At 69.9% G+C, this 15,152-nt stretch carries 11 protein-coding genes; 8 read left to right on the top strand and 3 right to left on the bottom strand.

Annotation, left to right across the window (positions count from 1 at the left end; translation table 11 throughout):
- Positions 1–65 precede the first annotated feature (65 nt).
- A complete protein-coding gene (locus AB5J56_RS12215) occupies positions 66–1,307 on the bottom strand; it encodes an MFS transporter (RefSeq protein WP_369232726.1) in 1,242 nt (413 codons plus the stop codon).
- 734 nt (positions 1,308–2,041) lie between these two features.
- On the opposite strand from AB5J56_RS12215, the gene AB5J56_RS12210 reads away from it, so the two are divergent.
- The 4 genes from AB5J56_RS12210 (at position 2,042) to AB5J56_RS12195 (ending at position 7,757) form a co-directional block, all read left to right on the top strand.
- Positions 2,042–2,761, top strand: a complete 720-nt coding sequence (locus AB5J56_RS12210; protein WP_369232725.1) for a phosphatase PAP2 family protein — start codon at positions 2,042–2,044, stop codon at positions 2,759–2,761.
- Between the two features lie 143 nt (positions 2,762–2,904).
- Positions 2,905–4,455, top strand: coding sequence for a carboxylesterase/lipase family protein (locus AB5J56_RS12205; protein WP_369232724.1), 1,551 nt, complete (start codon positions 2,905–2,907; stop codon positions 4,453–4,455).
- A 216-nt stretch (positions 4,456–4,671) separates the two neighbouring features.
- Complete coding sequence (locus tag AB5J56_RS12200) at positions 4,672–6,528, top strand: glycoside hydrolase family 3 protein (RefSeq protein WP_369232723.1); 1,857 nt, start codon at positions 4,672–4,674, stop codon at positions 6,526–6,528.
- Between the two features lie 221 nt (positions 6,529–6,749).
- Entirely contained in the window at positions 6,750–7,757 is a 1,008-nt protein-coding gene (locus AB5J56_RS12195; RefSeq protein ID WP_369232722.1) for a LacI family DNA-binding transcriptional regulator, read from the top strand.
- On the opposite strand, the gene AB5J56_RS12190 is transcribed toward AB5J56_RS12195, so the two are convergent.
- On the bottom strand, positions 7,653–8,444 hold the full coding sequence (locus tag AB5J56_RS12190; RefSeq protein ID WP_369232721.1) for a phosphatase PAP2 family protein: 792 nt from the start codon (positions 8,442–8,444) through the stop codon (positions 7,653–7,655). The two genes, AB5J56_RS12195 and AB5J56_RS12190, sit on opposite strands and share 105 nt — an antisense overlap.
- Before the next feature lie 119 nt (positions 8,445–8,563).
- Positions 8,564–9,523 carry an alpha/beta hydrolase fold domain-containing protein gene (locus tag AB5J56_RS12185; RefSeq protein ID WP_369232720.1) on the bottom strand — a complete coding sequence of 320 codons (960 nt, stop codon included), beginning with the start codon at positions 9,521–9,523 and terminating at the stop codon, positions 8,564–8,566.
- Between the two features lie 177 nt (positions 9,524–9,700).
- Between AB5J56_RS12185 and AB5J56_RS12180 the strand changes: the two genes are divergently transcribed.
- From AB5J56_RS12180 to AB5J56_RS12165, 4 genes are all read left to right on the top strand, one after another.
- Positions 9,701–10,267, top strand: a complete 567-nt coding sequence (locus tag AB5J56_RS12180; RefSeq protein ID WP_369232719.1) for an ATP-binding protein — start codon at positions 9,701–9,703, stop codon at positions 10,265–10,267.
- A 206-nt stretch (positions 10,268–10,473) separates the two neighbouring features.
- Complete coding sequence (locus tag AB5J56_RS12175; protein ID WP_369232718.1) at positions 10,474–12,099, top strand: benzoate-CoA ligase family protein; 1,626 nt, start codon at positions 10,474–10,476, stop codon at positions 12,097–12,099.
- Positions 12,100–12,187: 88 nt separating this feature from the next.
- Complete coding sequence (locus AB5J56_RS12170; RefSeq protein WP_369232717.1) at positions 12,188–12,682, top strand: acyl-CoA thioesterase; 495 nt, start codon at positions 12,188–12,190, stop codon at positions 12,680–12,682.
- A 77-nt stretch (positions 12,683–12,759) separates the two neighbouring features.
- Positions 12,760–15,150, top strand: a complete 2,391-nt coding sequence (locus tag AB5J56_RS12165; RefSeq protein WP_369232716.1) for a bifunctional salicylyl-CoA 5-hydroxylase/oxidoreductase — start codon at positions 12,760–12,762, stop codon at positions 15,148–15,150.
- Positions 15,151–15,152 lie beyond the last annotated feature (2 nt).

The following is a 15,152-nucleotide window of genomic DNA, read 5'->3' as shown; positions in this document are numbered from 1 at the left end:
ACCCTCGACATGTGTCCGCCGGGGTAGCGGGATCCCGGGTGCGGGGCAGCCGTCCTGACGAGGTGTCAGCGAACGCTGCGGATGGGAAGGATCGCGAGGGCGCCGAGCAGTGCGAGGGCACCGCCGGTCAGGAAGAGGGGGCCGTAGCCGCCGGCGACGGTCACGACGGCCGAGGCGACGAAGGGGGCGACGATCTGTGGGCCGGCGTTGGCGATGTTCAGGACGCCCATGTCCCGAGCGGCGTCCTCCGCCTTGGGAAGCACCAGGGTCACCAGGGCGGTGTCCACGGCCATGAAGCAGCCGAACGCCAGGCCGTTGAGGATGCTGAAGGCCAGCATGCCGGGCCAGGTCGGGCTGATGACCGGGATGACGGTGACGAGGCCGGCGAGGGCTGCCGATACGCCGACGAACACCTTGCGCCGGTTCCAGCGGTCGGACAGGAGCCCGCCGACGATTGTCGAGACCGCCATGGCCAGCATGGACACGGGTGTCAGGATCGCCATCGCGTCGGTGGGGTGCATGCCCTTCGGCAGGGTGATGTGGTCGTCCAGGATGTACAGCTGGTAGCCGACGACGGAGAAGTAACCGAGTACGAGCAGAGCCCGTCCGATGAACGCCCAGCGGAAGTCGTGGTGGGAGAGCGCGGAGAGGAACGCGGCGACCTTGGCCTGGCGGGACACCTTCGGCACGATCCGCTCGCGGGGCACATCACGGAAGAAGAACGACAGCGACGCGGCGGCCGCGGACAGCATGACGCCCAGGACCAGGTATCCCGTGCTCGGGCTGCCGGACGTGCGCGAGGCGATCAGCACCCCCAGCGTGCCGCCGACAGGCAGAGCGAGGCCGACGAGTGCGGAGGCCGTGCCGCGCCGGGCGAGCGGGACCCGGTCGGGCACGAGGGCGGTCACCGCGGCCTGGTAGGAGTTCATGGTCGCCTGAACCAGGCACCACCCGATACCGAGCAGCAGCGCCGTACGCACCGTGCCCAGGAAGATCAGGCCGGCGCAGGAGAGGAACGCGCCGCCGAGGATCCATGGGTTCCGCTTACCGGAGCGGTCGGACAGCGCGCCCGCGATGGGGTTGAAGGCGGTGGCGAAGATCGCGCTGACGCCCCCGACGATGCCCAGGATGGTCACCTTGTGAACGGGGTCGACGGATTCGATCTGGGTGGGGAGCAGGACGGAACCGACTCCCATGTAGACCGCCAGCATCGTGGAGTTGGCGATCAGAAGCAGCGACAGGAGCCCCCGTTGACGGGGTGCTTCGGCGTCCGCTGCCTGAGGCTGGATCAGGTCGGCGGCGCTCATCTTGAACTCCGGGCGACGGGGTGTGCGCTCGCAGTGCGGGGCGACGGGTAGGCAGACATGTCGATTCCTCGGGGATGTGCGGGGCGGAGTGCCGGAGGGGCCGCGAGGATGCGTGCGGCGGGGAGGGCGAACGCCCTGTGATTCGCCCAGTGGGTTACACGTGTTACTTCGGTGTGCGGACTTGTGTAGCACCCTTCACCCGGCCGCGCCAGGGTTCGGCGACTCATTGTTCGATGTGTCCGGCCTGCGGACTGCTCTTGCGGGGCGGAGTGAAGTGGGTTCTCCGCGGGCGGGGTGAAGTGGGTTCGCGCCGGGAACGGATTTCGCGTGTAACTCGACGTCGCCAGAGTTCTGTAACGGTTCGACGACGAGGTGTATAGCGCTCTGGTGGCTGGCGTCACATCCACGCCATGCTGTGGCCGAAACGAGGCCCCGGTCTCGGGCGAGTGCGCCCTGAGCGGTTCCTGATCCGTTCTCGGCAGCGACCACTCGCCGGTATCTGTCATCCCGGCGGCGTGACCGCCGCGGTCTGCGGTGCCATCCCCGCCACGTGACCACCTCGGCCGGTTCCGCCGTCCCGGCGGCGTGACCGCCCGGCCTTCCCGGCACTGAACCGCGAAGCGGGTCCTCGCGGGCGTCTTTCACGCTTCGGCATCGCGGTTGCGGCCGACAGGAGCTCGGCCGGCGCACCGAAGACCGCTGTGGCACATCCTCACCAGCGAAAGGCTCGGATCATGCTGAAACTGCCGCACCCTCCCGATCGTGACGGCGCCGCCGCTGCGCATCCGCGACACCTCGTGCCCGCTGCTCCACCCCGGTGGGCGCCGGTGGTGGGCGTCGTCCTCCTCCTGGCGACCTTGGTCATGGGGCTGATGCTCAGAGGCGGCGGCAAGCCGGACTTTCAAGGGCTGGACGAGCGCCTCGCCGCAGGTATGGGCGGTTCGGCGCGTGGTTCGGCCCTGGGGCTGGCGCTCGTTCTCGACAAGATCGGGGGACCGATAGGGGTACTGATCCCGCTCGCCATGACCGGTTGCCTGAGCGTCTACGGGCGCTGGAGGTCCGCCCTGTTCTTCTTCACGGCGAGTGTGCTGGCCAATCTGGTGGTGGTCCTGGGTTTGAAGGAGTTCGTCGGCCGGTCCAGGCCCCCGCATTCGTGGGTGCTGGTGAACGACGGCTCCTTTCCCTCCGGTCAGGTATTCATGATCACCGCGCTGCTCGTCGCCGCGGGTGTGGTGTTCCTGCGGCCGAGGGTGCGCCTGGCGGGGTGGATCGTCGCCGGGCTGGTCGCGGTGTTGATGATGTGGAGCCGGGTGCGGCTGCAGGCTCAGTGGCCGAGTGACACGGTCGCCGGTGCGATGGCGGGTCTGGGGTCCGTGCTGGTGCTCTGGAGGGCCTTCGGGTCACTCCTTCGCCGTGAGGCGGAGCGGTTGGCCTCCGATCGCCTCTGGGAGTGACCGCTCCGGCGGAGCCGGACTCGGCAAGAGTATGTAGCTTCATTGACGTTCGAAAAAATCAGAGCATAGTTGGGGGTGGGGCCGGCCTCGCGGGCCCCGTCCAGTCGCGCCCGTCGGGCGTGGACGACAAGGAGAGGAAGATCATGGCTGATCGACCGGGTGTGGCTGTGCCGCTCGTGGAAACAACCGACGGCCGCCTGCGCGGGACGGTCGAGGGTGGCCTCGCCGTCTTCAAGGGCGTTCCCTACGCCGCCCCGCCCGTGGGTGATCTGAGGTGGCGGCCCGCTCGGCCGCACCCCGGGTGGACTCGTGTCCGGGAAGCGGTGGAATTCGGTCCCAGTGCGCCGCAGCCCTTCATCGAGGGAGGTGACCCCGTATTGGGCGGTCACGGGTTCCCTCCGTTCGACGACGACTGTCTGACCCTCAATGTGTGGACTCCGGCGGTCGACGATGCCCGGCGACCGGTCATGGTGTGGATCCACGGCGGAGGCTTCGTTTCCGGATCGGGGTCCCTGCCCTACTACTCCGGCGAGACTTTCGCCCGCAACGGCGACATCGTCGTGGTGACCCTCAACTACCGCCTAGGTCCCCTGGGTTACCTCCATCCCGGGGCCGAAGACGGTGAGCCGGAGGCGGGAAACCTCTGGCTCACGGATCAGGTCGCCGCCCTTCGCTGGGTTTACGAGAACATCGCACGTTTCGGAGGCGACCCGGACAGCGTCACGGTTGCCGGCCAGTCGGGCGGGGCCATGTCGACCGCGGCGCTGGCGGGCCACCCCGAGGCGCAGGGCTTGTTCCACCGGGCCATCCTCCAGAGCGCGCCCTTCGGGCTGGCGCTTCCGGACCCCACGGCCTACGCGGAACGCACCAGGACGTTTCTCGAAGCCGTCGGTGTGGGGGATGTGGAGTCCCTGCGGCAGGTCCCGTGGCCGCGTCTGGTCGAGGCGATGATCGTCCTGTTCGGGTCGAGCGCCCGCTGGGGATACTGGTCCACACCCTTCCTGCCCGTCATCGACGGCGCCACCCTGTTCCGTCACCCCGCCGAAACGCTGCTCCGCGACGGCGGCGCGGACATCGACGTCATGATCGGCTGGACGCGCGACGAAGCCAACTTCCACTTCGCCCTCCCCGAGGGGGGCTACGAGTCGGCCACCGAACACCAGGTGCTCGACCGGGTGGCGGCCACGTTCGCGGACGGCGCGCCCGAGGTGTACGCCGCCTATGAGCGCACGCGGCCCGGTTCACGGCCCGTGGACGTGCTGATGGATCTGGTCAGCGACGAGCTCTTCCGCGCCCCCGCCCTGAAGTTCGCGGAAGGCCGGGCGGCGATGGGGCGCCCGGTGTGGGCGTACCAGTTCGACTTCGAAGCGCCCGCCCTCCAGGGCAGGCTCGGAGCGGCCCACTGCCTTGAACTTCCCTTCGTCTTCGACAACTTCGACAGCTGGTCCCGATCCCCGTTCGTGGAAGGGATCGGACCCGCTGCCCGGCAGGGCCTCGCACGCAGCATGCACCAGGCGTGGATCTCCTTCGTCCGTGACGGGAATCCCAACCATCCGGCACTGCCGGAGTGGACGCGCTACGAGACCGGCGGTCGGTCCACGATGCGGTTCGACTCGGTCGTCTCGGCGACCCGCGACCTGGCTGGTCACTCGCGCCTGCTGTTCTCCGGGGCGCTCGGTCGGCCGTCCCCGTGACAGGACTGCCTCGATCGAGCGCTTCCCTCCGAAGAGTTACACGTGTAACTTCGTGTGGTGGCTGTCCATGGGGGGAGTGGTCGGCCACCGGTCCCGGGCGGGTGTCCGCCCGGGACCGGACAGAGCAGTCCCTTCTTCGACGCGCTGCCTCAGCCCGGCCCTTTCGGCCGTGGCGCCCACGTGAGGACCGCGCGTCACCGGTCAAAAGGATCGTTCGTGAACAAGACATCGCCCTCCCGGCCGCGCACGCTCACTGCTCCCTGCGGCACTGTGTTCCGGGACCTCAACGGCAACGGAATCATGGAGCCCTACGAGAATCCCGGCCTGCCCGTGGACGAGCGCGTGCGTGATCTGCTGGAGCGCATGACGCCGGAGGAACAGGCAGGGCTGCTGTTCCAGACGATGATCACCATGAACGAGGACGGTTCGCTCATGGAACCGGAGCCCGGGGCGCCGGACGACCCGATGCGTGCCTCCACGTCCCGCATGGTGACCGGGAAGTGCATGAATCACTTCAACCTCTTCGGGGCTGCGGCTCCCCGTCGCATGGCCGAGTGGAACAACCGCCTCCAGGACCTCGCGGCAAGCACCCGCCTGGGAATTCCGGTGACCGTCTCCACCGACCCACGCAACGGCTTCGTCGACAATCCCGCCACCGCGGTGCAGACGCAGGGCTTCTCACTCTGGCCCGAGCCGGTCGGGCTCGCGGCCATCGGCGACGAGGAACTGGTCCGCCGCCACGCCGACATCGTCCGCCAGGAGTACCTCGCCGTAGGCATCCGCCTCGCCCTGCATCCGATGGCCGACCTCGCGACGGAGCCGCGATGGGCGCGTCTGTCGGGAACCTTCGGCTCCGACGCGGACTCGGCTGCCCGGCTCATCGGGGCGTACATCCGCGGCCTCCAGGGAGACTCCCTCGGCCCAGGCAGCGTCAGCACCATGACGAAGCACTTCCCCGGCGCCGGACCGCAGAAGGACGGTGAGGACGCCCACTTCCCCTACGGCCGTGAGCAGGTCTACCCGGGCGGCAACTTCGACTACCACCTCGTCCCGTTCGAGGCGGCGTTCGCCGCAGGGACCTCGCAGGTCATGCCCTACTACGCCATGCCGGTGGGTACCGACCACGAGGAGGTCGGCTTCGGGTTCAACAAGGGCGTCATCACTGGGCTGTTGCGCGGAAAGTACGGCTTCGACGGCATCGTCTGCACGGACTGGGGGCTGGTCACCGACTCGACCATTTTCGGGGCGCCCTTTCCCGCCCGTGCGTGGGGTGTGGAGCATCTCGACCGGCTCACCCGCGTCGAGCGCATCCTCGACGCGGGCGCCGACCAGCTCGGAGGCGAAGCGGCACCCGAACTGATCGTGGAACTCGTACGGGCCGGAAGAGTGCCGACGGACCGCATCGCCGAGTCGGCGGCACGACTCCTCCGGGAGAAGTTCGTGCTCGGCCTCTTCGACAATCCCTACGTCGATCCGGACGAGGCCGAACGCGTCTGCGGCAACGGTGGGTTCGCCGCGGCCGGACTTGCCGCGCAGAGCCGGTCCATCACCGTGCTGAAGGACCGGCCGACCGGAGCCGGGTCACCGCTGTTCCCGATCGCCGCCGACGCCAGGATCTACGTCCACGGCGTCGATCCGGAAGTGGCCGGACAGTACGCCACCGTGGTGGCCACACCCGAAGAGGCAGATGTCGCCGTCCTGCGCGTCAACGCCCCCTTCGAGCGGCGGACGGAGGGGTTCGAAAGCTTCTTCCGGGCCGGCCGGCTCAACTTCACCGAGGAGGAGCTGCGGCCGATCCTGGACGTCGTCCGGGCGGTGCCCACGATGGTCGACATCTTCCTCGACCGCCCCGCGGTCATTCCGGAGATCGCGGAGCAGGCAGCCGCGCTCGTGGCCGACTACGGTGCCTCGGACATCGCCCTGCTCGATGTGCTGTTCGGCAGGGCGAAAGCCGAAGGGCGCCTCCCCTTCGAACTGCCGAGGTCCATGGAAGCCGTCGCCGCCGGCCGGGAGGACGTGCCCAACGACTCGGTGGACCCGCTGTTCCCGTACGGCCACGGTCTCCGGCAGTAGCCCACGGCGACCGAGTCGCACGCAGAAGTGCCGCCGAGCAGTCGGCGGCACTTCTGCGTGACGCCCACCCCGTCAGGGGGCACCACGGCGGGGCACCGCCCCACCGCCTCCGCAGTGGCTCCGGTTCGGGGCTGACGGAGCCGTACGTCCGTGACCTGGTTTAACGCGTGTAACCTGGTGGGAGAGCCCGGACGACACAGCTGGACAAGGTGATGCACTCGATGGCCCAGGAGCCGAACACGGCGGCGTCGATCACGAGCGCGGACGTGGCCCGACTGGCCGGGGTGTCACGGGCCACGGTGTCGTTCGTCCTCAACAACACCCAGGCGCACCGCGTGAGCGACACGACGCGGGCGCGGGTGCTGGCGGCGGCCCAGCAACTGGGGTACGTCCCGCACGCGGCGGCGCGATCCCTGCGAGCAGGCCGCAGCAACCTGGTGCTGATCCCCGCTTCCGTCTCGGCGGTCGGTGGTCTGGTCAGCAGCTGGCTCGACGACCTGCACAGCGAGCTCGAGCGGCACGGCTACATCGCGGTTCTCCACGCGGGCCGGTACGCCGACCCGGCCGCCGGAGCCCGCGCCTGGGCGGAGCTGCGCCCGGCCGCGGTCCTGGCGCTGGACGGGGATCGCCTGACCGGGGCTGCCGTCGACGTGCTCCGGCGCGCCGGGATCTCGGCTCTGCTCGCCTACGCCTCTCAGCCCACCCCGGCGGTCCACACGTTCACCTTCGACCACGCCAGGATCGGCGAGGTCGCGGCGGAACACCTGGTCGAGCGGGGTTACGAGCGGATCGGTGTGATCCTGCCGGGCGAGCGAGGCCTGGACACCTTCGCCCAGCCGCGCCTGGCCGGCGCCCGGGCCGTGGCCTCCCGGAGCAGGGCCACCGTCACCCCTGTACCGATGAGCTATACCCGGGAGTCGGCCATCGGGTTGGCGGAGCGGTGGCGGGACCTCGACCTCGACGCGGTGTTCGCGTACAACGACGAGTACGCCAGCCTGCTCCTGCACGCCTTCCAGGCCGAGGGCATCTCTGTACCCGATGAGGTGGCCGTCGTCGGGGCCGACGACCTCGTGCCCTCCGCCCTGGAGCGCCCTGCGCTCACCACGGTGCGCCTGGATCTGCCGTCATCCGCCGTGGTGGCGGACACCATCGACGCGCTGCTCAGGGGAACCGACGTCCCTCAACTGCCGCCGACGGACGCCGTCCTGGTTCCGCGCCAGTCGTCCTGACGCGTCTTCCCCGGCCAGCAGCGGGGCGAAGGCACCCCAGAGAAGGAGCGCAGCGCCGGCCCCGATGGAGGCACCGGCGATGGTGTCACTGAGCCAGTGGGCGTGCAGCCATGTGCGGCTCCACATCATTGCCAGGGTGAAGCCGCCGCCGATCAGCCACCACGAGCGCCGGCGGGCCGCCGGGACAAGCACCGCACCGACGACCACCACGAGCAGCGCCGCCCCGGCGGCATGCCCGGACGGAAAAGAGCCGTGATCCACACGGACCAGGGGATGGGCGGGACGCGGCCGGTCGACCAGGTGCTTGAGGAGCTGCACGACGGCCATGTCGCCCAGCAGATAGGCCGTCACCAGGTAGGCCGTCGACCACCATCGCCGCTGCATCAGGAGGAAGAGCAGCAGGGCAAGGGGTACGACGACGCCGAGCGGGCCGCCGAACCAGTTGAGGACGGCCGCCGATGTCGCGTACACGCCGTCGTGGGGCCCGCCCATCCAGACGAGCCAGTGGTGGTCGGCCCGCTGAATCGCCGATCGTGCGGACGGGTTGCGCAGGGCCAGCCCCAGCCCCGCCGCGAGAGCCGTGCAGGCCAGTCCGAACGCCAGCACCGCGGTGCTCGGTCCGGTGGGACCCGGATGGGGGCGGCCGTGCGTTTTCGGGGTGTCGTCCGCGGTCAAGGTGCCGGTCATGAATGCCTCTCACGGCCGCGGGGTACGGCCCCGGGCCGGAACGGGGAAGGGAATGACGTCGGGCGCGGGCCGTACACACGCGGGTGCCCCGTCCGTTCAGCCGGAGCGCAGGAGGCGGATCAGCGGGCGGTCGCCGTTGCGGGCATCAGATGGCGTACGAGGAAGTCGACGCTCTCGGCCACGATGGGGGCGACGTCCGTCGCGCCCAGGAAGATGTGATCCGCGTCCGGGACGGCCCGCAGGGTCACCTCGGCCTCGATCCCTTCGAGCGCCTGGGCGAGGGCCTCGCTCTGGCTGTACGGCACCAGCCCGTCCTTCGTGCCGTGGATCAGGAGGAACGGGGGAGGCGTGGAGCCGGGCCTCACATGGGTGACCGGGCTCGCGATGGCCGCCCGGGTCACGAGCTCCTCGCCGGTGGCGGCACCCAGCAGCGCCGTGAAGGGGTTGGGATAGTCGACCCCGGGCACGGACGGCAGGGTGTGCGACAGGAGAGAAATCAGCTCGGAGACGCCGTACCAGTCGACGACGGCACTGACCGAGCTGCTCTCCTCAGCGGTCCCTTCGCTGCCCTCGAGGTCGACGCCCGCGTGCTTCCCCGGGCCGACCAGGCCGGCGAGCGCGACCAGATGTCCTCCGGCGGACTCCCCCCACACTCCGATGCGGTCGCCGTCGATCCCGAGCTCGCCGGCGAAGCGGCGCACGTAGCGGATCGCGGCCTTGGCGTCGTGCAGCTGTGCCGGGAACGGGGCTTCCAGGCTGTGCCGGTAGTCGATGGTGACGAGGGCGAGGCCGGCCTGCAGCACGGACCGGTGCAGCAGCTCGACGGGGATGGTGGGCGGCGGGTAGCGGCGGTCGCCCTCCAGCCATCCACCTCCGTGAATCCACACCACCGCCGGTACCGGCACCTGACTCGCCGGTACGTGAACGTCGAGGAGACGCGGACGGTAACCCGCGGTCGTCGCGTAGGTGACGCCGTCGAAGTGGCGGGTGCCCTCGGGTCCGACCAGGGCGGGAGGCGGAGCCAGGAAGCGCGGTGGAGGCCACCCGAGGTCCATCTCGGCGGGCGGTGTTTGCGTCATGGTGTCTCACTTCCGGGGGTTGCGGGCAAGGGGTGAGGGTTCGGCGACCCGTCGTACTCCCAGGCGCGGCGACAGCTCTCTGGCTGGGGGCCGTGCAGGACCGCGGCGAAGAAATGTCCGAAATGTATTGCGCGGAGGGTCGTCGGGAGTCACAATGTTACACGTGTAACGCGCTGGATGAAGACCCTGTGTCCAGGCGTTCGATTGAAATTGCGGCGGGGGATTACACGAGTAACTCGCGCCGCCTCCCGTCGGGAGCTTCGAATGTCCTCCCTTGCCGTCTCCCTCGTACGGCCTCCGCCGGTCCCCCGTGCATGGATGTGTCCTGTTGTCCGTGGAGTGCACGGGCAGGCATTTCATCGGTGGAGGATGCGGCCGACCCTCGACTCCGTCCCCGAGGTGCGAGCCCGGGTTCGCGCGACTCTCCGGCGGCGACGTGTTCCGGCGGATGTCGAGGACGCGCTGCTCCTGGTGGTCACGGAGCTGGCCTCCAATGCCGTGCGTCATGCGGACACGGACCGGTTGTGCGCCGCGATCACGTTCGGGCGCGGCTGGCTGCGGCTGGATGTCGGTGACGGCGATCCGGCTCTGCCGGACGTCGGCGCGGAGGTCGATCTCGAATCGGAAGGCGGTCGCGGCCTGTTCCTTGTCGGCCTCCTCGTGACCGAGCTGCGCGGCGAGGTGGCCGCGATCCCCTGTGGTTCGGGGAAGGTCGTCCGGGTCCGGGTTCCGTTGGCCGGTTGAACGCTCCTCGCTCGCCTCGTTGTCGCGGGACTTCCGGCGAGGGGGCGGCGCCCGCTCATCCCTTGCCGGGCAAGGGATCTGGGGTTGGTGGCCCAGGTGCTCGTGCCGTACCTGCAGGGCGATTTTTATAGCGGAACATTGACTGGCGTCAGAAAAGCAGGATACTTGCCCCACTCTCCCTGCTGCCCTGAGATGAGGTGCACCTCATGGAGCTCTCCCCGTCGGCGCACGTGGACACGTTCTGCCGCGATCGCCTTCCACCCTTCGACCTTTGGCCCCAACTCCACTTCGATCTACCGGAGTTGAGATATCCCGAGCGACTCAACTGCGCCGCCGCGCTGCTCGACGACGCGGTCGCGCGCTGGGGAGCCGACCGGCCGTGTCTGCTGACGCCCACCGACTCCTGGACCTACGGCGACCTGCTGCGTCGGGCCAACCAAGTGGCCCGCGTTCTCACCGAGGACTTCGCGGTGCGGCCCGGCAACCGCGTACTGCTGCGCGGTCCCAACAACCCCTGGCTGGTCGCCGCGTGGTTCGGCGTCATGAAGGCGGGCTGTGTGGCCGTCACCACGATGCCTCTGCTGCGTGCGGTGGAGCTGGCGCAACTGTGCGAGATCAGCCTTCCGGCCGTCGCCGTCTGCGATCACCGCTATCTGGAGGAGCTGCAGGTCGCCGACGCTCCGGACATGCGGATAGTCGCCTACGGCGGCGGCGCGCCCGACGACCTTGCCGCCCGGTGCGCGGCCAAGGAGGCGACATTCCAGAACGTCGACACCGCGGCGGACGACGTGGCGCTGATCGGCTTCACGTCCGGAACGACCGGGCGGCCGAAAGCCACACTGCACTTCCACCGCGATGTCCTGGCCAACGCCGACACCTTCTCGCGCCACGTCCTGAAGCCCCGGCCGGACGACGTGTTCACGGGAACCCCACCGCTCGCTTTCACCTTCGGTCTCGGCGGACTGGTCGTCTTCCCGCTGCACGCCGGTGCCGCATCCTTGCTGCTCGAGCAGGCGACGCCGGACCAACTGGCGGACCATGTCGCCGACCACGGCGTCACGGTGCTGTTCACCGCACCGACGGCGTACCGGGCGATCATGGCGGCCGGGAAGGCGGACCGCCTGGCGAAGCTGCGCCGCTGCGCGTCCGCCGGTGAGGCGCTGCCGGCGCAGGTCTGGGAGGACTTCCGCACCGCCACGGGGCTGCGCATCATCGACGGCATCGGTGCCACGGAGATGCTTCATGTGTTCATCTCCGCCGCGGACGACGACATACGCCCCGGCTCCACGGGCAGGCCCGTTCCCGGATACCGGGCCAGGGTCGTCGACGAGGCCGGCGAACCCGTACCCGACGGCGAGCCCGGACTGCTCGCCGTGACCGGTCCGACCGGCTGCCGCTACCTGGACGACCCCCGGCAGGAGACGTATGTCAAGGAAGGCTGGAACATCACCGGCGACACCTACGTCCGGGACGCGGACGGCTACTTCTGGTACGTGGCCCGCAGCGACGACATGATCGTCTCCTCCGGCTACAACATCGCCGGCCCCGAGGTGGAGAAGGCCCTGGTCGTCCACCCGCACGTCGAGGACTGCGCTGTCGTGGGGGTCCCCGACGAACGCCGCGGCATGATCGTGAAGGCGTACGTCGTGCTCAAGCCGGGTCTCACCGGTGGCGTCACCACGGTCAAGGAACTCCAGGACCACGTCAAGCGAACCATCGCGCCCTACAAGTACCCCCGCGCGATCGAGTTCGTCGCCGATCTGCCGCGCACGAGCAACGGCAAGCTGCAGCGCGCCGAACTGCGCAGTCGCGCCGTCGGCGCAGCCGGCTGACGCGAGCGCGGGGCCTGCGCCCCTTCCTCGGACGGTACGGCCGTCCTCCCCTCACGCCGGTGTGGCCGGCTCGTTGAAAGGCACCCCCATGGACCCGTCCAGCCCCATGCCCGAACCAGCCAGTGGTGACGGCGGTTTCGGCGAAGTGCTCGAAGCGCGTGAACCCCAGCTGCCCAGCGTCGTCATCGAGCGACGTGTCGAGTGGCCGGACACCGACGCGGCCGGCCACTACCACCACTCGACGGTCGTCCGCTGGGTCGAGGCGGCCGAGGCCGTCCTGCTGCGCCGACTCGGTCTCGCCCACCTCTTCGGAAGCACTCCGAGGGTGCACTTCGAGGCGGACTACCGCGCCCGGCTGTGGTTCGGGCAACTCGTCCGCGTCGAGCTGAGTGCCACGAAGGTGGGCACGGCCTCCCTGCACTACGCCTTCACCGTCGAGGCGGAGGACGGCGACGTGGCGGCCACGGGCCGCATGACGATCGCGCACTCGGCCGCTGACGCGACCGGCGCCACCCCCTGGCCCGAGGACGTGCGTCAGGTGCTGACCAAGGCGGGTCCCCAGGCGCCGGAACGGATTCTGTGAGACGGCTTGTATATAGCTTTCTTGACGACAGTAGATTTGACAGCATATTTTGCTGGTGGGACCGCAAGGAGGACGCCGTGCGCGTAGCAGTCATCGGGGGAGGGCCGGGAGGGCTGTACTTCGCAGCCCTGGCCAAGCAGCTCTCCCCGCACTGGGAGGTCACCGTCTGGGAGCGCAACGCGGCCGACGACACCTTCGGGTTCGGCGTCGTGTTCTCCGACGAGACCCTCGGCGGCATCGCGCAGGCCGACCCCGAGCTCTTCGCGGAGATGTCGGCCGAGTTCGCCCGCTGGAGCGACATCGACATCCGCTACAAGGACCAGGTGCTCACCTCGGGTGGACACGGCTTCGCCGCGCTCGGGCGCAAGCGGCTGCTGGCCGTCCTTCAGGCACGCTGCGCCGCCCTGGGCGTGGACGTGCGCTACCGCACCCAGGCCCCGCCGGTTGCCGAACTCGCCGCCGCATACGACCTGGTGGTGGCCGGCGACGGGGTGCGGTCCGCGGCCCGTGCCACCTACGCCGACACCTTCCGGCCGGACCTCGACGAACGGCACTGCCGTTACATGTGGCTCGCCACGGACAAGGTCTTCGAGGCGTTCACCTTCATCGTCGCCGAGGGCGACTTCGGCACCATGCAGGTCCACGCCTATCCGTTCGACACGACCCGCAGCACGTTCATCGTGGAGATCGACGAGGAGTCGTGGCGGCGCGCGGGGTTCGCCGAGTTCGCGGCCCGGAACCACCCGGCGGGGACCAGCGACGAGGACAGCATCCGGCTGTGCCAGGAGATCCTCGCCGACCACCTCGACGGGCACCGCCTGATACCGAACAACTCCAAGTGGATCCGCTTCACCACGGTCCGCAACGAGACCTGGCGGCACGGCAACGTCGTCCTGCTGGGCGACGCCGCCCACACCGCCCACTTCTCCATCGGCTCCGGCACCAAGCTCGCCATGGAGGACGCCCTCGCGCTCGCGGCATGCCTCCACGAGCAGCCCGACCTGGCGGGGGCCCTCGCCGCGTACGAGGCCGAGCGCAAGCCGGTGGTGGAGTCCACCCAGCGTGCCGCCCAGGCGAGCCTCGAATGGTTCGAGAACGTGGGGCGCCACACCGGGCAGGAGCCGCACCAGTTCGCCTTCAACCTGCTGACCCGCAGCCGGCGCGTCACCCACGACAACCTGCGGGTGCGGGACAGGGAGTTCACCGATGCGGTGGAGGAGGCGTGGCACGCCTCCGCGCGGTCTCCGGTCATCTCCTCTGCCGCGGTGCCGCCCATGTTCCGGCCGTTCCAGCTCGGCGGCCTGCAGCTGCGCAATCGTGTGGTGGCGCCTGCGATCGCCCTGTACTCGGCACGTGAGGGTGTTCCGGGCGACTTCGACCTGGTGCACCTGAGCACCCAGACCCTCGGCGGGGCCGGGCTCGCCATCGCCGGTATGACGGCCGTGAACCCGGAGGGCCGCGCCACGCCCGGCTGCCCCGGTCTGTACACCGACGAGCAGGAAGCCGCCTGGCGGAAGATCACCGACTTCGTCCGTCAGCAGTCGGGCGCCTGCCTCGGCATCCAGCTCACCCATGCCGGCCGCCGTGCGGCGACCACGGTGCCCCGCGCCGACGGCCGAAGCACCCCGCTCGGGGAACGCGGATGGCCTCTGGTGGCGGCCTCGGCGCTCGCGTGGAACAGCGGCAGCGATACCCCCCGAGAGGCCACGCGTCAGGACATGGAGGACATCACCCGGGACTTCGTCGCCGCCGCGCGCCGGGCCGACCGTGCCGGATTCGACGTCCTGGAGCTGCAGTTCGGGCACGGACACCTGCTGTCCGGCTTCCTCTCACCGCTGACGAACACCCGCACCGACGCCTACGGCGGCAGCCTCACCAACCGGCTCCGCTTCCCGGTGGAGGTCCTGGCGGCCGTACGCACGGTGTGGCCGACGGGCAAGGCGCTGATCGTCCGCATCTCGGCGACGGACTGGGCGCAGGGCGGCACCACCGAGGCCGACGCGATCGAGATCGCCCGCGCCCTGAGCCGGGCCGGTGCGGATGCCATCGACGTCTCCACCGGCGAAGTCGTCGCGCACGAACAGCCGCGCTACGGCCGCAGCTACCAGACGCCGTACGCGGACCTCATCCGCAACGCCACCGGCGTTCCCACCATCGCCGTCGGTGCGATCTCCACCTACGACGACGTGAACTCCATCATCCTGGCCGGACGCGCCGATCTCTGCGCCGTCGGCCGTGCCCAGCTCCACGATCCGCTGTGGACCCTGCACGCCGCCGCGGCCCAGGAGTACGCAGGTCCCGCCGCACCGTGGCCGACGTCGTGGAAGGCGGGCAGCGGCAGACCCCCCGGCGCGCGCACCGACCGCATCCCGCCCCGCCTGCAACTGCTGCGGGAAACCCCCGTGCCCGTGCACCAGCGGTGGCTGCCGCCCGGTCGCCCCACCGTCGCCGCGGCGGCCGTCCGTTGACC

Origin of the sequence: Streptomyces sp. R21, from assembly GCF_041051975.1 — a bacterium.
Lineage (GTDB): Bacteria > Actinomycetota > Actinomycetes > Streptomycetales > Streptomycetaceae > Streptomyces.
This window is presented reverse-complemented; position numbering and strand designations above follow the sequence as displayed.